Genomic DNA, 17,582 nt, shown 5'->3' with positions numbered 1-17,582 from the left:
TTTTCTCTATTTTTTTATTCACGCCGCGCGCTTCACATAGCGCGCGATGAAGGTGCGCGTCTCGTCGTCCGGGAAGCGCACCGCCACGCGGTCCGCGCTCACCATCTCCACGACGCCATCGCCATAGCGGCGCACGCGCACACGGTCGCCCTGAGTGAACGTGTGTGCGCTTCGCTTCGGCTTCGCTTCTTTCTCGTGCTCTTCCGACAACGCCTGTTCGCGCACCTCGCGCGGGCTCTCGTGCACTTCTGGCGGATGCAGGCAGTTGTCGCACGCGCCGCACGCGCCGCCGCCTAGCTCGTCGTCAGGCGCGCGATACTCCACTTCCTGCTTGTCCGCAGGCGACTGCGCGCGCACGTCGTCCGCGTCGTCGGCGAAGTAGTCGAGCAGCATGCGCCAGCGGCAGCGCGCGCTTTGCGCGTAGTTGATCATGCGTTCGAGCACGGCGCGATCGCGCCCGGCTCGCGAGGCATAACCTTGCGCGGCATCGTCGAGTTGCCCGATGGCGGCGCCGTCGTCGATCAACTTCATGCCGCCGCGACGCGTGCGACGCGTGACGCCCATGTCGTTGAGCAGCGTCGCCGCGACGCGCAGCTTGTTCACGCCCACATGCGGCAACGCTTCGCGCAGGCGTTCCAGCGGCTTTTCGAGCGTCTGGCTCGCGTTCTCTCGCGCGAGATCGCGTACCGTCTCGGCCACGCGGCGTATCGTCTCCGCGCTCGGATAGCGTCCGCCGAGAAAGAACTGCTGAACCTGCTTGTCCTTGAGCTCGAAAAGCAGGATGCACTTGGCCGGCTCGCCGTCGCGGCCCGCCCGTCCGGCTTCCTGATAGTACGCATCGAGGCTGCCCGGCACCTGCGCATGCAACACGAAGCGAATGTCCGGCTTGTCGATGCCCATGCCGAAAGCGTTCGTCGCGACCATCACCCGCGCCTCGTCGCCCATGAACGCGTCTTGCGCTTCCGTTCGCGCGCCGGCGGCCATCTTGCCGTGGTATCGCTGTGCTGCGACGCCCGCTTCCTGGAGCGCTGCATGAAGCGCGTCGCATTCGGCCACCGTCGCGCAATAGATGATGCCGCTGCCTTCCAGCGTGCTCGCCAGCTCGATGGCGCGGGCGCGTTTGTCCTCGGGATTCGTCAGTTGCTCGACCGAGAAATGCAGGTTGTCGCGATACACGCCCGTATGAATGACGTTCGCGTGGCGCATCTGCAATTCGCGCACGATGTCCTCGATGACCGATGGCGTCGCCGTCGCCGTAAGCGCGAGCACCGGCGGGCGGCCGAGCGTCTTGACCGCGTGAATCAGTTCGACATACGCGGGCCGAAAGTCGTGGCCCCACTGCGAGATGCAATGCGCCTCGTCGATGACCACGAGCGGCACCGAGGGCATGTCCTTCGACGTGAGCGTCGCGGTGAATTCCGCATTGACGAGCCGCTCCGGCGTGACGAAGAGAATGCGGACCTCGCCTGCGGTGACCGCTTGCATGGCTTCGCGCTCTTCTGTCGTGGACAAAGTGCTGTTGATGACCGTGGCCGCTACGCCGGCTTCCGTCAGTTTGACAGCCTGATCGCGCATGAGCGAGATGAGCGGCGAGACGACCACCGTCATGCCGTCCAGCTGCAAGGCCGGCAATTGATAGCACAGGGATTTGCCGGCGCCCGTGGGCATGACGGCGAGCGTGTCGTTGCCGTCGAGGACGCTGCGAATCACTTCGTCCTGTCCCGGCCGCAAATGCGGAAAGCCGAAGACTTTGCGAAGCGCGGTTTCGACTTCACGGTCGAGCGGTTTGCGCGCGCGGGTGGCGATGCTGCGGGTGGTGTCGTTCATGTCCATTGCGGTCTGATTGGCGCGCTGCGCGGTTCACATCCGGCCGTTCAGCAAGCGGGGATGCGTGCCGCCAATTGAGCAAGCCCCAGACCCACGGCAAACGTTTGAAGAAAGAACAGGGTCGTGTGAAAAGTTTGCGCGCTGTTCCGTGCGGTAACGGACGCAGCGTTGCAATCCGCGTCGCATCCATCGGCCAAGATTCCATCGGACGAATAAGGGTGAACGCTAATACCGGCGCGGGTTCGGGCACATCCGTTTCAATTGGAAACATCTTCGTCACCGCAAAACGCCGTACAAGGTACACGCCTTGCTTTTGTAGTCGTTTTACGATTTCACGCAGGACGACTCCCATGACACGAACCCTTGCAGCCGCCGCCGCACCCGCATTCCGACAGCGTCGACCGGCTCAGCTCGCGGAACGCGAACTCAAGCACCTGGAACTGATCCTCGCGAGTTTCGTGGAAGGCAGCGCCGCACCGGGTCGTCTGCCGACGAAGTATTGGGATATGCGCGTGTCGCAACTCGACAGCGATTACGAGCTCGTTCCTTCTCAAAGTCAGCGCGTCGCCACGCTGCAACGCAAGCTGGCCATGCTGGATTCGGCTATCGGCGCTGCTGCCGCCGATGCACAGGAAAAACAGAACCGCCGCGTCGCTGCCTGAGCACCGCCGGCACCGCAGTCTCCTTTCTCTCGACGCACGCCGACATCGGCGCGTGCGTCACCCAGGCACCGAGCTTACGTCGCGGCCCTACTTCGCCCGCCGGATCAGCGCGCGCGCCACGTTCGCCGCGAGATCCGCGCGAAGCTCGGCCCACTTGCCGAGCAGCGATGCATCGTTGGTCAGGAAGTAAGGCGCGTCGGCGAACGCAGCGCTCTCCGGATCAGGACTCGCAACTTCGAAGACGCGCATGTCGAGGTCATCGCACGTTCCCATGCTCACGAGTTCCGCGAAGGAATGCACGCCTGCGATGGCGACGTTCTGAACGCCGACGCCGTGCACTACTGCGATGACCGTCTTGCCCATGCGCCAGGCGGCTTCGCGGCTATCGGCCATGACGAAGGCGATGCCCTCGGCAGGCGCGCTCAACGTCACACGAAAGAGTCGCGATTTACATACGTCACTGAGTTGGGTGGTCATGGTGGCTGCCGGCAATCGGATGGAGCGCATGGTTGCAGGGAGAGCGACGTTACAGCAAGACGCGCTCCAGCCCCGCCGCCTTCAGAGAAGAAACGACGACGCAAGTTCCATTGATTATCCGGCAGGCGTTCAAAGTTCGGGACGCGCGAGATCGGCCTTCACGACTTCGTCGCCCCGGCGCTGCGCCGCTTCGATCGCGTCCGACTTCGACGCATAGGGTCCGAGCGTGTCCGCGCCTTCGAACGGAAAGAGCAAGCGCCCGTCCGTTTTTCGCACGACCTTGAGCGTGCCGTAATAGCCGCTCGCGGCGCTGCCGCGATACGACGCATAAATCTGGAAGTCACTCTCACTCGCGCCTGGCGTCGGCGCGACGATGCGGGTGGGAAAATAAACAAGCTTGGGGCGTCTGCCACTCGAATACGTCACGAAAATCACCGGTTGAATGCGCGTTACCCCGTGCATCCATTGTGCTGACGAGTGCGTGAACACGGCTGTTCGCATCGCGATGCGAACCTCGTGTACGCGCCTGCCGTCGGAATGAACGTAGGGAAGGGAATGTCGCTGCATACAGGGTGAGCAATTGCCAAGCCGGATCGCCTGTCGAGGACGCATTAGCGCGGTCACTCGGATGGCTTTGGGTCGTCGCAGAAAACGGTGCGCGTGTCTTTGCGCTCCAGCGTCAGATTGACCGACCGCGCGCCCTTCGGCCGCGTGCGATGACGCGCGCCTGCGGGAATCGTCAGCATCTGGCCCGCGCGCACGTCCAACGTACCGTCCTCGAAGTCGATGACGAGCGTGCCTTCCGTGACGATGAACGTCTCGTCCGAGTCCGGATGCAGATGCCATTCGTAGGGCGCGGTCATTACGCTGATGTGTATGTCGTGGTCGTTGACGGTGCCGATGATGCGGTTGAGATAGCCGTCGTGCGGCGTGTCGGCGAGTGACTCGAGATCGATGAGCGGGACCATCGCGGCTCCTTGGCGGTCGTGATCGACTCATCGAGGCTATCGAGCGTGACCGCGCGGCGCAAACGAATTGTTCTCGCTTGATTGCGAAGGGCGTTCACGCATCGCTCATGCCGTTGGTGGCGCTGCTGTTCTGCGTTGGCCGTCCTCGGAGGCATCGGCCCGGCCGATGATCGGCTGCGTGCGAGTCTCATCGTCTTCGGTTCGTCGTCCACGAGAACGACCGTCCGGCCGGCATCGCACAAACATGCTCGCACGGCAACGCAAAAGCGGAACGATTCGTCACACGCGCCTCCCCATGCGCCGACGTTGCAGTTACGATAGCTCGCGTGCGTCGCGCATCGACATGACGGCCTTTTATGGCGGCGTCATCATCGTGCGGCGCCTGCGCGCCCGACTTCTCCATCCAACACTGCGACTCGCCACATCATGCGTCGAACCACTGTCCGAACATCGCCCGTTCATGGCCGGGGCGTTTTCGCCCTCGCCGATCTGCCCGCGGGCGCGCTGCTCTTCGAGTACAAGGGGCAGCGTCTTTCGTGGAAGGAAGCGCAGCGCATGTACGAACGCTCGAACGCCGAGGACGGGCACACGTTCCTCTTCGGACTCGACGACGGCCGCGTAATCGACGGCGCGCGCGGCGGCAACTCCGCGCGCTGGCTCAATCACAGTTGCGCGCCGAACTGCGAGGCCGAGCAGGAGGGCGAACGCGTGTTCATCCGTTCGCTTCGTCCCATCGGCAAGGGACAGGAGCTCTTCATCGACTATCGGCTCACAGTCGAAGGACGGCGGACGGCCGCGCTCAAGCGCCTTTACGCGTGCCGGTGCCTCGCAGCGAACTGCCGGGGCACGATGCTGTCGGACGAACGCTGACACGCGCCCCCGCCGCGCTTCCGAAGACGGCGATGCTAATCGCCCGGCGCGGCGCCGGCGTGATACAAGGCGGCAAGCTCTACTGAACGCCGTCGCAGCACATCGCGGTCCACGCGCAACGCGTCCTTCATGCCCGCCTCGATGTCCTCTATCGCAACGGCGTGCGGCGCGTCCGCCTCTTCCCACGTCCGCGCATACGCCGCCTGCTTGCCGGTCCGCGCCGCTTCGTCCGGATGAAGCATGTTGATGCGCGGCAGCGCGTACGCCATCGCGACGATACGCCCGTGCAGGCTGCTGCCCACGTACCCCGCGCTCGTGGTAATCAACGCGCAGATGTCCCAGACGTCGAGCGACCGGAAAATCGCCGGACGTTGCGTCATGCGCGCCGCAAGACGCACGTAGGCGTCGATATCGTCATGCCACGGCGCCGCGCCCGCGCGAAACAGCGCGATGCCGAAGCCGCTTGCTTCGGCAAGCGCGTCGAGTTCGCTCGCCAGCCGGTCGAGCGTCGCATCGTCGCCGAAATCGGCGCTGAACTGCACGGCCAGATAGCCGCGCGGGAACGCCCGCCGCACGTCGGCTGCGGCGCCGTCGTCGGCACGCGAGCGAATGCGAGCATCGAAGAGTTCGGCGATCATCGTCACAGGGTCCGGCAAGAGCCTCGCCGCGATGCATGCGGCACGCAGCGTCGCTTGCGTGCGGGCGTCGCGCACACTCACGTCATCGGCGGTCCGTAGCTTCGTCAGGACTTCGGCACGCAGCGCTGCGTCGCACGTGTCGAGCGACGCGCCGCCCACCGCGTTGAAGCGAATCGACGACGCCTGCGCGAACGTCTCGCGGCCGACGACGTAGGGCGCGCGAGCATCGGAATGCAGCATCGCGCGTGCGTACGCCGAACGATCGTCGGTGCGCGTGCCGTATCGCGCGATGCGGGTCTGCGCGTCTTCGGGGTCGCCGAGCATCACGGCGGCGTCCCAGGCGTCGCACGTCAGCAACTCGCCGCCGGCGTGCACGAGCGTGACGGGCTTGTCGCGCCACCGCCCGGCGAGTGCGGCGAGGTCGGCGACATCGTGGCCGCCGTATGCGCGCATGTCGCGCGCGGCCAGTCCGGCGAACACCGGCTTTGCATCCGGCCGACGCTCGGCGAGCAGCCGTTCAGCGACGTGCGCAAACAGCATGTCGCCGAAGTTGTGACGGTCGAATGCGCCGAAGATGATGACATTCGTGTCGGGCACATGGCCTCCGTCGAACGCGGCCGACGCGATGCGCCCGGCCTCAGGTTAGCTCCGCTTGACTCGTCGCGGCCGCGCGCCTATACAGGACGTTCCCGCTTCGCGCACGCGAGGCGGCCCGACCGCGACCGGAGCCTTCGATGACGAGCACGACACGCGCCGCACTGTTCCCTGCCCCGCTTGCGCTTCCCTGCGTTCTGCTCGTCGCGGCCTGTTCGACGATCGAGCCGCCCGCGCCGCCGCCCGCATCCGTCACGACGACGCTGCCCTCGGGCGGCGTCTATAAAGGCACGCTCGGCAGCGGCGACGCCACCTTGCTCATGCTCTTCGACGGCACCGCGTACCTCTTTCATGCCGATGCGAACGGCGGCGGTCTTGCCGGCGTCGCGATTGCAGCCAACGGCTCGCAAACGAGCGACGGACGTTTCACGAGCGCCTCCGCGCTGGATTACCGCATCGGCGAAGCGCCGCCGTCGCCGGTATCGTTCACGGCGAACTTCGCGCACGCGCCCGCCGTCGAGGGCGCAATCACGCGCGCCGACGGTGGCGAAAGCCGCATCTTCCGCGCGAGCGCCGCGCCCATGCTCGACACCGCGCCGACGCTCGCCAATGCCGGCGGCCTGTACAGCGGACGCGGCATGTCCCTCGGCGGCTCGACGACCACGCGCATCACCGTCGCCGCGGATGGCTACGCCGCCGGCACGACCAGCGCCGGCTGCATCTTCAAGGGAACCGTGCGCCCGCGCCCCGGCGTGAACGCCTACGCGGTAACCGTGACGTTCGGCCCGGCGCCCTGCCCGCTTCCCGACGCGACGGTTGAAGGCAGCGGCATCGTTGACGGCGCACGGCTCATGGTCGCGCTGCCGAGCCCCGACCGCTCCAACGTGTTTCTCTTCGACGGCCGGAAATAACGCCCGGCGCCTGCGAGCACGCCCATCGAAGAACGTCACGCGCGCTTACATACGGCGTTTCATGTCCTAACATTGCTTTACCGCAGCCGGTCGCGCACGCCTGCGCGCGGACGCGTCCGGCTCGGCAAGAAGTCGTGTTGTTCCAACAACATCTTTCGATGACGTAAAAAAGGAGACAACCGGATGAACGCAACGCTCAAGCTCTTGCCGTTGGCCGCCGGCGCGATGTTCGCCTGCATGCCGCCCGCCGACGCTGCGCAGGATAACGTCGGCACGCTGTCCAACTTCCGTCAGACAGGCAATACGCAACCACCCGAAACGGTCCCGCAGACGGGACAAACGGCGGACGCCCTGCGCGAAAACCTCAAGCAGATCAAGCTGCCGCCCGGCTTCAAGATCGAACTCTATGCGGTGGTGCCGGAGGCGCGGCATATGGCAATCGAGCCATCGACGGGCGTGGTGTTCGTCGGCACGCGGAAGAATCGCGTGTGGCAGGTGACGGACCGGACGAAGCAACGCGTTGCCAGCGACGTCGTGCAGTTCGCCTCTTCGGTGACGTTCAAAGTGCCCAACGGTGTGTGCTTCTCACCGGACGGCATTCTCTACGTGGTCGAGCAGAACCGCGTGCTCGGCTTTCCGGCCGCGCAGTTCTTCGGCGAAGGCGGCCCCGACGTGGCGGCGGCCGTTGTCGTGCCGCAGGGCAAGCTGATTCCGACGCAGTTCGAGAGCTTCAACCACGGCGCGCGCGCGTGCCGCATCGGACCGGACAAGAAGCTGTATATCGCGCTCGGACAACCGTGGAACGTGCCGCCGAAAGACAAGCTCGCCGAACTGGATCGCGCCGGGCTCGCTGGAATCATCCGCATGGATCAGGACGGCAAGAACCGCGAAGTGTATGCGCATGGCGTGCGCAACTCGGTCGGCCTCGATTTCAGCCCCAAGGACAAGACCCTGTGGTTCACCGACAATCAGGTGGACGGCATGGGCGACGATACGCCGCCCGGCGAGCTGAACCACGCGACGAAGGCCGGCGAGAACTTCGGCTTTCCGTGGTACGGCGGCGGCAAGGTGCGCACGGTCGAGTACAAGGACCAGAACCCGCCGGCGGGCGTCGTGTTCCCGCAGGTCGAGTTCGCCGCGCACGCCGCCGACCTCGGCATGTCGTTCTACACCGGCAAGATGTTCCCGCAGAAGTATCAGGGCGGCATCTTCGACGCGGAGCACGGCTCGTGGAATCGCACGAAGCCGATCGGCGCGCGCATCATGTACACGCCGATTAAGGACGACGGCACGGCCGGCGAGACGGAAGTTTTCGCGGAAGGCTGGCTCACGCAGAGCGGCGAATACATGGGCCGTCCGGTCGATGTGCAGATGCTGCAGGACGGATCGCTCCTCGTCTCCGACGACTACGCGGGCGCGATCTACCGCATCTCGTACACGGGGTCGAAATGAGCCGCGCGATACAGACGGCGGCGCTCGCGGCGCTCGCCGCGCTCCTGGCGACGATGTCGGACGCGTCGCTCGCGGCCGGCGATATCAAGGCGGGACGCGCCAAGGCGGCGCAGTGTCAGGCTTGTCACGGGCTCGACGGCATGTCGAAGCTGCCCGAGGCGCCGAACCTTGCGGGTCAGACGGAGGAATATCTGGTGAAGGCGCTCAACGACTTCCGTTCGGGCGCACGGCAGAACGAGATGATGTCGGTGGTGGCGAAAGGTTTGTCGGATACGGATGTCGCGAATCTGGCGAGCTATTACCACAGCCTCGGCAAGCAGTGACGTCGTCATGCGCTCGATTTTTTTCTAACGAACGCTTGACTTGGCGGACTAAGGGTTTATACTAGCCCTTGTCTCCTCCATGTCTCAACCGATGTGGATTCAAGCCCGCTCTCTTGAGCGGGCTTTTTTTTGGTCTGCCGCCTGCCCATGCAGGGCGGTGAACTTGCTCTCAGCGGCGATCACATATCCACAGAATCCGGGGAAAAGCCTGTGGATAATCGGCTGACCGATGCCTTAACCGATTGACGCCGAAGCACTTACCGCGACTGCTTCCCTTCGCCGACACACGACGCGAGCATCGCGTCCGCAGGATTTGCGTCCGAAGCCAGCATAGCTTGCGGCGCGGTCGCGATAGTCAGTTCTTCGGCGGCCGAGCCCGGCAACGCAAAAAGGATCGCGCCCGTCGCGGCGAGCGCCACGATCATCGATAAGAACCACGAAAAGACGTACATCGCCGGCACTCCGTGAGAGAACACTTGTCGTCTGGGACAGGCGCGTCGAACGTCAGCGCCTGATGCGCAGAGTAGAGCCATGCGGCACGTCGCACAGCCCCACGGAGGGAGGGACGTGAAGGGGGGGAACGGGCCGTCAGCGCGTATCCGGCGCGGGCACGGGCGAGACGCCCTGCGCGCGGGCGGCGACATCTTGTGCGCGCATCGCGCGGGTGAAGCTCTCTCGTTCTCGCAATCGCTTCCAGTAAAGCGCGACCGGTTCGGCGAAGCGCGCGCTCAAGCCGAGATGCTCCGCCAGCATCAACGCATAGCCGACCGAAATGTCCGCCGCCGTGAAGCGGCCCGCGCACAAATATTCCTGCCGCTCCAGAAGCGGCGCGAGCGCGCGCAACCGCGCGTGAAACCATCGCGCGTAGTCTTCCGCGACCTGTGGCTGGCGACGCTCCGGCGGCTCGAAATGCGTGTAGCGCAGCACGAGCGTCTGCGGGAACGTGAGCGTCGCCTCGCCAAAGTGCAGAAAGTGCAGATAGCGCCCGAAGTCGGCCTCGTGCACGGCGACATCCAGCACGCCGGGCGAATAGCGCGCCGCAAGATATTGGCAGATCGCGGCGGACTCGGTCATGAAGAGCGCGCCATCGGAGAACGCGGGCACCGTGCCGAGCGGATTCACGTCCATGAAACCGCGCGCCATCATCCGTGGCGGGAACGGCAGCATCTTCAATTCATACGGCAGGCCGATCTCTTCGAGCGCCCACAACGGCCTGAACGAACGCGCGCTGACGCAGTGATGCAGCGTGATCATCGCCGCGCTCCGTGCTCAAGCAAGCCACGACGGCTTGCGCTTTTCGAGGAAACTGCGCACGCCCTCGCGCCCTTCGTCGGATGCGCGAATCCGCGCAATCCGATCCGCCGTGTCCGACATGAGCGCCTCGTCGATCGCGCTGCCCGCCAGATCTGCGACCAGCCGCTTGCATTCACGCACCGCATTCGGGCTATTCGCGGCGATGCTCGCGGCGATGGCGTCGACGGCCGTGTCCAGCGCATCGGCTGCGACGATCTGATGCACGAAGCCGATGCGCAAGGCCTCGGCCGCATCGAAACGCTCGGCTGTCACGAAGTACCGATGCGCCGCGCGCGCGCCCATCGCGCGGATCACGTACGGCGCAATGGTCGCGGGCATCAGACCGAGTCTCGCTTCGGACAGGCAGAACTGCGCCGTGTCCACGGTGACCGCAATATCGCACGCGGCCACCAAGCCCACGCCGCCCGCGTAGACGTCGCCCTGCACGCGGGCGATGACCGGCTTCGCGCTCGTGTAGATGGTGTTGAGCATGGTCGCGAGGCCGAGCGCATCGGCGCGATTTTCGGCGTCGGTAAAGCCCGCCATGCGCTTCATGTAGTTCAGATCCGCGCCCGCGCAGAAGGCCGGGCCGTTCGCCGCAAGAACGATCGCGCGCACGTTGGCGTCGTCGTTGAGCGCGCGAAACGCGGCAGTCAGCTCGACGATGGCCGCGTCGTCGAACGCGTTGCGCACATCGGGCCTATCGAGCGTCACGCGGGCAATCGGACCGTCGACCGAAAGTTTCAGGCGTTGCAGATTTATTGCGTCGCTCATGTCTTGTCTCCTCGTTTGCCGCAGCATTGTGAGCGCGGCTCAATTCGAATGGATGCTGCGTCATGCCATGTAAGCCAGTTTTATCGAGAATGGCAAGCGCGGTCAATCGGGGTTCATGAGGCGCGCTCACACGTCCCCTGCGTGTGCTTCATGCTCATCATGTCACGAACGCCCGTAATATATTCGGCTATATTACGCAGGCTCGTCCGGCCGCAGATGCCGCGATACATCGATCATGAGAAACAACAGGAGCCTCTACGTGAAGATTCGTTTCATCCGCACGGTGCTTGGATTTTCGCTTCCGTTCGCTGCCTGCATGGCGGCATCCGCCGCGTTCGCCGGCGAAGTGCAGGTCGCGGTCGCCGCTAATTTCACCGCGCCGGTGCAGGCAATCGCCGCCGACTTCGAGAAGGATACGGGCAACAAGGTCGTCGCCTCCTACGGCGCGACGGGCCAGTTCTACGCGCAGATCAAGAACGGCGCGCCGTTCGACGTGTTTCTCGCCGCCGACGACACCACGCCCGCCAAGCTCGAAAGCGAAGGGCTGACGGTGCCCGGCAGCCGTTTCACGTATGCGACCGGCACGCTTGCGCTGTGGTCGGCGAAAGACGGCTACGTGGACGACAAGGGCGACGTGCTGAAGAAGAACCAGTTCACGCATCTCGCGATAGCGAATCCGAAAGCCGCGCCGTACGGCCTCGCCGCGACGCAGGCACTCGACAAGCTCGGGCTGACGCAGGCCGTGGCGTCGAAGATCGTCGAAGGGCAGAACATCTCGCAGGCGCAGCAGTTCGTCGCGACGGGCAATGCGGAACTGGGCTTCGTCGCGCTGTCGCAGATCTACAAGAACGGCAAGATCACGGGCGGCTCGGCGTGGATCGTGCCCGCGTCGCTGCATGAGCCGATCAAGCAGGACGCGGTCATTCTGAACAAAGGCCGGGACAATCCCGTCGCGAAGCAGTTCGAAGATTATCTGAAGGGCCCGAAGGCCGCGGCGGTGATCAAGTCCTTCGGCTATCAACTCTGAAGCGCACATGCTGATCGATTCCGCCGATCTCCAGGCCATCACGCTGACGCTGGAACTCGCGTCGCTCGCGACGGCGCTGCTGCTCGTCATCGGCACGCCCGTCGCGTGGTGGCTTGCGCGCACTACATCGCGGATGAAAGGCCCGGTCGGCGCCGTCGTCGCACTGCCGCTCGTGCTGCCGCCGACGGTCATCGGCTTCTATCTGCTCGTCCTGATGGGACCGAACGGCTATGTCGGCAAGCTCACGCAGGCGGCGGGCATCGGACTATTGCCGTTCACATTCGCCGGGCTCGTCGTGGGCTCGGTGATCTATTCGCTGCCGTTCGTCGTGCAACCGCTGCAGAACGCGTTCGAAGCCATCGGCCGGCGTCCGCTCGAAGCCGCCGCGACGCTGCGCGCGGGTCCGTGGGACACGTTCTTCACGGTGGCGCTGCCGCTCGCCCGGCCGGGCATCGTGACCGCGACGATTCTCGGCTTCGCGCATACCGTCGGCGAGTTCGGCGTCGTGCTGATGATCGGCGGCAATATTCCGGGGCGAACCCGCGTGGTGTCCGTGCAGATTTTCGATCACGTCGAGGCGCTCGAATATGCGCAGGCGCATTGGCTCGCGGGCGGCATGGTGCTTTTCTCGTTCGTCGTGCTGCTTTTGCTTTATTCGACTCGACGGACGGCGGCGGCGCATGTCTGAAGCCCTTTCGCCTCCCCCTGCACGCAGCCGCGCAACGCACGCGGTCATCGAAGCGCGCTTCGTCGTCGAACAGGGCGGCTTTTCGCTCGATGTCGATCTGAACTTGCCGGAGCGCGGCGTCACCGCGATCTTCGGTCAATCGGGCTCGGGCAAGACGACGCTTTTGCGTTGCCTCGCCGGACTCGCACGTCCGGCGCGCGGGCGGCTCGTGGTCAACGGCGACGTGTGGCTGGACACCGAGCGCCGCGTTTTCCTGCCGACACATCGGCGGCCGCTCGGCTACGTCTTTCAGGAAGCGAGCCTTTTCCCGCATTTGAGCGTCGAAAAAAACCTGCGCTATGGGCTCAGGCGCGTGCCGGCAGCGAGCCGTCGCGTCGATCTTGCGCACGCCGTGGAACTGCTCGGCATCGCGCACTTGCTCGCCCGTATGCCCGCCGGGCTGTCGGGCGGCGAGCGGCAGCGCGTGGGCATCGCGCGGGCGCTTTTGACGAGCCCGCGCCTGTTGCTGCTCGATGAACCGCTGGCGTCGCTCGACCACAAACGCAAGCTCGAAATCCTGCCGTATCTCGAACGTCTGCACGACGAACTCGACGTCCCGATGCTCTACGTGAGCCACGCGCCCGAGGAAGTCGCGCGGCTCGCGGATCATCTCGTGCTGCTCGACGCTGGTCGCGCCATCGCTAGCGGTCCGATCACGGAGACGCTCGCGCGGCTCGATCTGCCGATCGCCCTCGCCGACGACGCCTCGGTGGTGCTGGAAGGCGTCGTCGCGGGCTACGACGCGCGGTATCGGCTGCTGACGCTCGCACTGCCGGGCGGACGCGCGACGCCCAACGTGCTGCACGTGCTGCACGACCGCGTCGCCGAGGGCAAGCCGATGCGCGTGACCGTGAAGGCGCGCGACGTGAGCCTCATCACCGGCGAGCACGACAGCACGCAAAGCAGCGTGCTGAACGTGCTTCCCGCCACGGTGAAAGCGATTTCCGACGACGCGCACGAACCGCAGGCCGTCGTGCGGCTGGACGTGGACGGCTCGCCGCTGCTTGCGCGCGTCACGCGCTACTCATTGGATCGTTTGAGGATTGCGCCGGGCGTGCGCGTGTGGGCGCAGGTCAAAGCGGTGTCGCTGCTCGCCTGAGCGCGAGGTACTGCAAGAGCATGATCGTCTTGCCGTCCATGATCTCGCCACGTTCGATCATCGCGATGGCGTCGGCGAGCGGCGTTTCGATGACCTCGATTTCTTCGCCCTCGTCAATCACGCCGCCGCCGTCGCCGACGCGCATCGATCCGTCGTATTCGCCGACATAGAAGTAGAGCTTCTCCGTCACCGATCCGGGGCTCATGAACGCTTCGAAAATCTTCTCGATGTGCCCGACCCGATAGCCCGTCTCTTCCTCCACTTCGGCGCGAATGCGCGCGTCGGGCGTCGCGTCGTCGAGCAATCCGCCCGGCGCTTCGATCAGCATGCCATCGTGGCCGTTGACGAACGCCGGCATGCGGAACTGCCGCGTCAGAAGAACCGTGCCGGTGCGCGGATTGTGCAGCAGGATGGTCGCGCCGTTGCCGCGGTCGTAGGTTTCGCGGCTCTGCCGCTGCCATGTGCCGTCGCGGCGGCGAAAGTCGAAGATGACTTTTCTCAGCACGTACCAGTCGTCGGACAGCACGACTGTCTCAACCACGCGAACCCGTTCATGTGTGGCGCCTGCTTCGGTCATGATCTCCTCGGTCGACAGTGTCATGTCACGCATTATTACCGGGTAACACGCTGAAAGAATCATACTGCGCCCGGTAATTGAAGTTCGCCGGCAACTGGAATAGCGTAGAAGGATGCACGGTCTGCGGCCATTGGCGAGCATCTGTTTCCTGCCGCGAATTAACCGCGCAAGTAATTCTTTGGAGAAAGTTGTGAATCGCCTGAAGGCTCTTATTGCGATGTCGGTGGTCGCCACGGCTGGCGTGGCCGCCACCGCGCATGCCGGCGGCCATGTCGGAATCTGGTTCGGCGCGCCGCTGTATTACCCCGTGGCGCCTGCGCCGTATTACTACTATCCGGCCGCGCCCGTGGTTGCGGTGCCCGCCGCACCGACCACCTATGTCGAACAGGGACAGCCCGCCGCCGCTCCCGCGCAGCCGAGCGGCTCCTGGTACTACTGCGACGGTTCGCGCACGTACTACCCCTATGTGAAGGAATGCCCGGGCGGCTGGCGCGAAGTCCCGGCACAACCGCCTCCGCCGTCGAACCAATAATGCAGTCCTAGCGAAGTCACGTTCATGAACTACCGAAGCCTCGCATTTCTTCTCACGCTCACCGGCCTCTCGGCATGCACCGTCATGCCGAGCGGGCCCAGCGTCATGGCGCTTCCCGGCTCGACCAAGACGTTCGACCAGTTCCGCGCCGACGACGCCTCATGCCGTCAGTTCGCGTTTCAGCAAGTTGGCGGCGTCAGCGCCGATCAGGCTGCGACCAACAGCGCGGTCGGAAGCGCAGTCGTCGGCACCGCCATCGGCGCGGCGGCGGGCGCGGCGTTCGGCGGCGGTTCGGGCGCGGCTATCGGCGCGGGCGCGGGCTTGCTGACAGGCAGCGCGTTCGGCGTCGGCGCGGCGCAGTCGTCGGGCTACGGCGTGCAGCGCCGCTACGACTACGCGTATCTGCAGTGCATGTACGCGGCGGGCGACAAAGTGCCCGTCAGCGGCGCCGTGCGCACGGCACCGCCCAACGGCGCTTATTACGCACCGCCGCCACCGCCGCCGGGCATCCAGCCGCCCCCGCCGCCCGCGAGTTGAACGGCGTTAGCGGCGTCTGCGCCAGCTATCGTCGGCGGGGCGCGCGTGGGGATGAATCGGGGCGACGAGCCCCGGCGCGACCACGAGCCCCGTCACCCAGCCGATATAAAACCGCAGGTCGCTCCAGAACTCCGCGCTCGTGTAGATGCGAAAGCTCTGCACGTGCGCCAGCCACAGCGCAAGTTGCAGCGCGCCGGTCACCGCGAGCCACGTCAGCGCGACAACAGCGGTCGCACGGGCGCAGCGGTGAAACGTAGACGGGTCCCATTGCTCGCGCACGATCGCGCAACCTGCTATCAGAATTAGCGCCGAAGGGATCAGGGTCGTCGCGATCACGCGCCCTTCCCACTCGAAGAGCCGCCCGCAGAGATAGCCAGTCACCACCGCGAGCACTGCCGCAGGCCAGGCCGTCCGGCGCGGCCCGCGCGCCGCGAGCCACGCAAGGGTGATAGCGAACGGCATCGCCGCCCATTGCAGCGCCTGTGCAACCGCCTTCGCCAGATTCTCGCTGGCCTGCGCGTTCGCATGGCTCGCGGCGACATACACGGTGATCGCCTCGTGCACGCACACGGCCACGACCGCGAAGCTCAACGCTTCGCAAGCGGCGAATGCGGGCGACTTTCCGGGCCGGGCGTGCGTCGAATCCTCACCAAGCGCGCGCAGGCGTTCGAGCACCGGATCGACGAAGAACGCGAGAATCGCGCCGATCAGCAGCGCCGCGGCGGCATCCGTCAGCGAGAAGTGTCCGAAGAGCGAAATCAGTCCCTGCCACAGGAACTCGGGCGAGGCCGCGCAGACGGCCACCCACAGCGCAAAAAAGAAGCCGTTCGATGCACGTCTGAGCGGCATGGCCACCTCGATGCGGTTGAAACGGACAGCCGCCGGACGTTCAGCTTGCCTCGGGCAGCGAAGCCTGCGCGAGGCGCGCGGCGAGCGCGCTGCACACCCGCGTTTGCAGGTTTGCGGGAATCTCGAAGCCCTCGTAGGCGAGCGCCTGCGCAACGGTGACGACCTTCATCTCCTGATACTTGCGGCCGCTGCCGATGAGCGCCTCGAACGCGTTCGCGCGCTCGTTGATCTCGACCGGATCCGCGTCCACCAGCAGCACCGCGTGCGCGAGCACGGCATAGCGCGGCGCGGCGGGCTCATCGGCTGGCTCATCGGCTGGCTCATCGGCGGGCTCATCGGCTGACTGGGGCACCCGCCGCCAGTACTGCGCGGTGCCCGCGATCTTACGCGCGTCGTCGCCCGGGCCCCACGCGAGGTTGAAGCGGCCATCGCAGAACGAGCCTTGCACCGCTTGATGATGCGTGAGAACGCCGAGTGATCGCAGGGCATCTGCGAGCACGCCGCACAGATGCAGATAGACGGAGTCCGCGAGCGCGCCCATCGGCGCGTGCACGGCATACGCAAGGCTCACGTTGACGATGCCCGGCCCTTGCGGCACGAGGCCGCCGCCCGACAGACGCAGCCACACGGGGCAGCCACGCCAGGCGAAGGCCGCGCGCGCATCGGCGAGCGCGGGGTAACGCTGGTAGCTGCGCGGCACGGAGAGCGACACGGGCGTCGTCCAGATATGCGCGACGCAATCGCCCGATGCGGCGCGGGCGAGCAATGCTTCTTCGGCGTCGAGCGGATCGCCGGGGAGCGAAGCGGGATCGAGCAGAATGAAGGGCATGGGATGGAAGAAGGCCGCGCCGGTCGACGCCACGGGAAGATGGTAGCGAAGAACGGCGTCGGCGGCCAAATGCGTGCAGCGGCGGCGCGTCATGTAATGGCGCTTCGTCCGTCCGTAAGGCGTTGCGGCATGCATCGGAGCCAGGCGCGCATTCGCTCGTGCGCCTTTTCGGAGACGCCGAAAGATGCGTTCACGGCGACTGTCTAACCTGCGCCGGACACGCCGGACCACGGGTAAACCGCCCCGCGCGCGGCATGTTTCAGGCCATATGATGTTCGGATCGGCAGTACGGAAATATTCGCACGGCTTGCTGCGCCGCGACAGCCAAGGCAGCGGCGCAGGAACGCGGGCCGACAAAAACAGGAAAAGGAGACGACCGATGACGAAGATCGCCTACGAGGATTTCGAGCGCCAGGTGGTGCAGCATCACCTTATCAAGGGCAACGTGTACGAGAACGGCGCGGCGCTCGTGGAACGCGCGAACCGGTGGATCGCGGAGAACCGCATCGACGTGTTGAACGTGGAAAGTCTCTCGACCTTCGGCGCGGGTGACGATACCAGCGTCAGCCATTGGTACTCGGGCATTCGCGTCTGGTATCGCACCGAATAGACGACG

Annotated in this window: 22 protein-coding genes; 11 read left to right on the top strand and 11 right to left on the bottom strand. The window is 65.4% G+C overall.

Annotated elements, in window-relative coordinates:
* Positions 1 to 18: 18 nt before the first annotated feature.
* Complete coding sequence (locus tag P9239_RS22105; RefSeq protein ID WP_309754838.1) at positions 19 to 1,827, bottom strand: ATP-dependent DNA helicase RecQ; 1,809 nt, start codon at positions 1,825 to 1,827, stop codon at positions 19 to 21.
* A 74-nt stretch (positions 1,828 to 1,901) separates the two neighbouring features.
* On the opposite strand from P9239_RS22105, the gene P9239_RS22100 reads away from it, so the two are divergent.
* Positions 1,902 to 2,489 carry a hypothetical protein gene (locus tag P9239_RS22100; RefSeq protein ID WP_309754835.1) on the top strand — a complete coding sequence of 196 codons (588 nt, stop codon included), beginning with the start codon at positions 1,902 to 1,904 and terminating at the stop codon, positions 2,487 to 2,489.
* Positions 2,490 to 2,576: 87 nt separating this feature from the next.
* Here the strand turns inward: P9239_RS22100 and P9239_RS22095 are convergent, their stop codons facing one another.
* From P9239_RS22095 to P9239_RS22085, 3 genes are all read right to left on the bottom strand, one after another.
* Complete coding sequence (locus P9239_RS22095) at positions 2,577 to 2,966, bottom strand: hypothetical protein (RefSeq protein WP_309754832.1); 390 nt, start codon at positions 2,964 to 2,966, stop codon at positions 2,577 to 2,579.
* A 129-nt stretch (positions 2,967 to 3,095) separates the two neighbouring features.
* Positions 3,096 to 3,467 (bottom strand): DUF6723 family protein, encoded by a 372-nt coding sequence (locus P9239_RS22090; protein ID WP_404980122.1) that lies wholly within the window; start codon positions 3,465 to 3,467, stop codon positions 3,096 to 3,098.
* 119 nt (positions 3,468 to 3,586) lie between these two features.
* Positions 3,587 to 3,934 (bottom strand): cupin domain-containing protein, encoded by a 348-nt coding sequence (locus P9239_RS22085; RefSeq protein ID WP_309754829.1) that lies wholly within the window; start codon positions 3,932 to 3,934, stop codon positions 3,587 to 3,589.
* A gap of 426 nt (positions 3,935 to 4,360) precedes the next feature.
* Here P9239_RS22085 and P9239_RS22080 point away from each other — a divergent pair, with 426 nt between their 5' ends.
* The gene (locus P9239_RS22080; protein WP_309754826.1) at positions 4,361 to 4,804 is read left to right on the top strand and encodes an SET domain-containing protein-lysine N-methyltransferase; all 444 of its coding nucleotides are present in this window, start codon (positions 4,361 to 4,363) and stop codon (positions 4,802 to 4,804) included.
* 35 nt (positions 4,805 to 4,839) lie between these two features.
* Here the strand turns inward: P9239_RS22080 and P9239_RS22075 are convergent, their stop codons facing one another.
* Complete coding sequence (locus P9239_RS22075; RefSeq protein ID WP_309754823.1) at positions 4,840 to 6,039, bottom strand: polysaccharide pyruvyl transferase family protein; 1,200 nt, start codon at positions 6,037 to 6,039, stop codon at positions 4,840 to 4,842.
* 137 nt (positions 6,040 to 6,176) lie between these two features.
* Between P9239_RS22075 and P9239_RS22070 the strand changes: the two genes are divergently transcribed.
* The 3 genes from P9239_RS22070 (at position 6,177) to P9239_RS22060 (ending at position 8,722) form a co-directional block, all read left to right on the top strand.
* The gene (locus P9239_RS22070) at positions 6,177 to 6,947 is read left to right on the top strand and encodes a hypothetical protein (RefSeq protein WP_309754820.1); all 771 of its coding nucleotides are present in this window, start codon (positions 6,177 to 6,179) and stop codon (positions 6,945 to 6,947) included.
* A gap of 183 nt (positions 6,948 to 7,130) precedes the next feature.
* Positions 7,131 to 8,399, top strand: coding sequence for a PQQ-dependent sugar dehydrogenase (locus P9239_RS22065; protein ID WP_309754819.1), 1,269 nt, complete (start codon positions 7,131 to 7,133; stop codon positions 8,397 to 8,399).
* Positions 8,396 to 8,722 (top strand): cytochrome c, encoded by a 327-nt coding sequence (locus P9239_RS22060; protein ID WP_309754817.1) that lies wholly within the window; start codon positions 8,396 to 8,398, stop codon positions 8,720 to 8,722. The genes P9239_RS22065 and P9239_RS22060 overlap by 4 nt, the downstream gene beginning before the upstream one ends.
* A 257-nt stretch (positions 8,723 to 8,979) precedes the next feature.
* Here P9239_RS22060 and P9239_RS22055 read toward each other — a convergent pair whose 3' ends face one another.
* The 3 genes from P9239_RS22055 to P9239_RS22045 all read right to left on the bottom strand — a co-directional run bounded on the left by P9239_RS22055 (position 8,980) and on the right by P9239_RS22045 (position 10,789).
* On the bottom strand, positions 8,980 to 9,174 hold the full coding sequence (locus P9239_RS22055) for a hypothetical protein (RefSeq protein WP_309754815.1): 195 nt from the start codon (positions 9,172 to 9,174) through the stop codon (positions 8,980 to 8,982).
* A gap of 136 nt (positions 9,175 to 9,310) precedes the next feature.
* Positions 9,311 to 9,976, bottom strand: coding sequence for a glutathione S-transferase family protein (locus P9239_RS22050; protein WP_309754812.1), 666 nt, complete (start codon positions 9,974 to 9,976; stop codon positions 9,311 to 9,313).
* Positions 9,977 to 9,991: 15 nt separating this feature from the next.
* Positions 9,992 to 10,789 carry an enoyl-CoA hydratase/isomerase family protein gene (locus tag P9239_RS22045; RefSeq protein WP_309754809.1) on the bottom strand — a complete coding sequence of 266 codons (798 nt, stop codon included), beginning with the start codon at positions 10,787 to 10,789 and terminating at the stop codon, positions 9,992 to 9,994.
* Between the two features lie 259 nt (positions 10,790 to 11,048).
* On the opposite strand from P9239_RS22045, the gene modA reads away from it, so the two are divergent.
* Genes modA through modC form a run of 3 tightly spaced genes read left to right on the top strand, consistent with a single transcriptional unit; the run spans position 11,049 to position 13,642 of the window.
* Positions 11,049 to 11,816, top strand: coding sequence for a molybdate ABC transporter substrate-binding protein (modA, locus tag P9239_RS22040; protein ID WP_404980128.1), 768 nt, complete (start codon positions 11,049 to 11,051; stop codon positions 11,814 to 11,816).
* Positions 11,817 to 11,823: 7 nt separating this feature from the next.
* Positions 11,824 to 12,504 (top strand): molybdate ABC transporter permease subunit, encoded by a 681-nt coding sequence (gene modB, locus P9239_RS22035; protein ID WP_309754806.1) that lies wholly within the window; start codon positions 11,824 to 11,826, stop codon positions 12,502 to 12,504.
* Entirely contained in the window at positions 12,497 to 13,642 is a 1,146-nt protein-coding gene (gene modC, locus P9239_RS22030; RefSeq protein ID WP_309754804.1) for a molybdenum ABC transporter ATP-binding protein, read from the top strand. The genes modB and modC overlap by 8 nt, the downstream gene beginning before the upstream one ends.
* Here modC and P9239_RS22025 read toward each other — a convergent pair.
* Positions 13,617 to 14,243: an NUDIX domain-containing protein gene (locus P9239_RS22025; RefSeq protein ID WP_309754801.1), complete on the bottom strand. Its 627-nt coding sequence runs from the start codon at positions 14,241 to 14,243 to the stop codon at positions 13,617 to 13,619. The two genes, modC and P9239_RS22025, sit on opposite strands and share 26 nt — an antisense overlap.
* 154 nt (positions 14,244 to 14,397) lie before the next feature.
* Between P9239_RS22025 and P9239_RS22020 the strand changes: the two genes are divergently transcribed.
* A complete protein-coding gene (locus P9239_RS22020; RefSeq protein WP_404989719.1) occupies positions 14,398 to 14,751 on the top strand; it encodes a hypothetical protein in 354 nt (117 codons plus the stop codon).
* Positions 14,752 to 14,775: 24 nt separating this feature from the next.
* Entirely contained in the window at positions 14,776 to 15,288 is a 513-nt protein-coding gene (locus tag P9239_RS22015) for a glycine zipper family protein (protein WP_309754797.1), read from the top strand.
* Positions 15,289 to 15,294: 6 nt separating this feature from the next.
* Here P9239_RS22015 and P9239_RS22010 read toward each other — a convergent pair whose 3' ends face one another.
* Positions 15,295 to 16,137: a hypothetical protein gene (locus P9239_RS22010; RefSeq protein ID WP_309754794.1), complete on the bottom strand. Its 843-nt coding sequence runs from the start codon at positions 16,135 to 16,137 to the stop codon at positions 15,295 to 15,297.
* 40 nt (positions 16,138 to 16,177) lie between these two features.
* Positions 16,178 to 16,966, bottom strand: coding sequence for a lipoyl protein ligase domain-containing protein (locus P9239_RS22005; RefSeq protein ID WP_309755560.1), 789 nt, complete (start codon positions 16,964 to 16,966; stop codon positions 16,178 to 16,180).
* A 379-nt stretch (positions 16,967 to 17,345) separates the two neighbouring features.
* Between P9239_RS22005 and P9239_RS22000 the strand changes: the two genes are divergently transcribed.
* Positions 17,346 to 17,576: a hypothetical protein gene (locus tag P9239_RS22000; protein WP_175945753.1), complete on the top strand. Its 231-nt coding sequence runs from the start codon at positions 17,346 to 17,348 to the stop codon at positions 17,574 to 17,576.
* Positions 17,577 to 17,582: the final 6 nt, after the last annotated feature.

The sequence above is a fragment of the Caballeronia sp. LZ062 genome, assembly GCF_031450785.1.
Taxonomy (GTDB): Bacteria; Pseudomonadota; Gammaproteobacteria; order Burkholderiales; family Burkholderiaceae; genus Caballeronia.
The sequence above is the reverse complement of the archived record's forward strand: the minus strand, read 5'-3'. Positions and strand labels throughout refer to the sequence as shown.

What these genes read in the sequence shown, in the direction of transcription:
- P9239_RS22105 (WP_309754838.1), bottom strand. Translation starts at nt 1,827, where the DNA reads ATGAACGACACCACCCGCAGCATCGCCACCCGCGCGCGCAAACCGCTC.
- P9239_RS22095 (WP_309754832.1), bottom strand. Translation starts at nt 2,966, where the DNA reads ATGACCACCCAACTCAGTGACGTATGTAAATCGCGACTCTTTCGTGTG.
- P9239_RS22090 (WP_404980122.1), bottom strand. Translation starts at nt 3,467, where the DNA reads ATGCGAACAGCCGTGTTCACGCACTCGTCAGCACAATGGATGCACGGG.
- P9239_RS22085 (WP_309754829.1), bottom strand. Translation starts at nt 3,934, where the DNA reads ATGGTCCCGCTCATCGATCTCGAGTCACTCGCCGACACGCCGCACGAC.
- P9239_RS22080 (WP_309754826.1), top strand. Translation starts at nt 4,361, where the DNA reads ATGCGTCGAACCACTGTCCGAACATCGCCCGTTCATGGCCGGGGCGTT.
- P9239_RS22070 (WP_309754820.1), top strand. Translation starts at nt 6,177, where the DNA reads ATGACGAGCACGACACGCGCCGCACTGTTCCCTGCCCCGCTTGCGCTT.
- P9239_RS22065 (WP_309754819.1), top strand. Translation starts at nt 7,131, where the DNA reads ATGAACGCAACGCTCAAGCTCTTGCCGTTGGCCGCCGGCGCGATGTTC.
- P9239_RS22060 (WP_309754817.1), top strand. Translation starts at nt 8,396, where the DNA reads ATGAGCCGCGCGATACAGACGGCGGCGCTCGCGGCGCTCGCCGCGCTC.
- P9239_RS22055 (WP_309754815.1), bottom strand. Translation starts at nt 9,174, where the DNA reads ATGTACGTCTTTTCGTGGTTCTTATCGATGATCGTGGCGCTCGCCGCG.
- P9239_RS22050 (WP_309754812.1), bottom strand. Translation starts at nt 9,976, where the DNA reads ATGATCACGCTGCATCACTGCGTCAGCGCGCGTTCGTTCAGGCCGTTG.
- P9239_RS22045 (WP_309754809.1), bottom strand. Translation starts at nt 10,789, where the DNA reads ATGAGCGACGCAATAAATCTGCAACGCCTGAAACTTTCGGTCGACGGT.
- modB (WP_309754806.1), top strand. Translation starts at nt 11,824, where the DNA reads ATGCTGATCGATTCCGCCGATCTCCAGGCCATCACGCTGACGCTGGAA.
- modC (WP_309754804.1), top strand. Translation starts at nt 12,497, where the DNA reads ATGTCTGAAGCCCTTTCGCCTCCCCCTGCACGCAGCCGCGCAACGCAC.
- P9239_RS22025 (WP_309754801.1), bottom strand. Translation starts at nt 14,243, where the DNA reads ATGACACTGTCGACCGAGGAGATCATGACCGAAGCAGGCGCCACACAT.
- P9239_RS22015 (WP_309754797.1), top strand. Translation starts at nt 14,776, where the DNA reads ATGAACTACCGAAGCCTCGCATTTCTTCTCACGCTCACCGGCCTCTCG.
- P9239_RS22010 (WP_309754794.1), bottom strand. Translation starts at nt 16,137, where the DNA reads ATGCCGCTCAGACGTGCATCGAACGGCTTCTTTTTTGCGCTGTGGGTG.
- P9239_RS22005 (WP_309755560.1), bottom strand. Translation starts at nt 16,966, where the DNA reads ATGCCCTTCATTCTGCTCGATCCCGCTTCGCTCCCCGGCGATCCGCTC.
- P9239_RS22000 (WP_175945753.1), top strand. Translation starts at nt 17,346, where the DNA reads ATGACGAAGATCGCCTACGAGGATTTCGAGCGCCAGGTGGTGCAGCAT.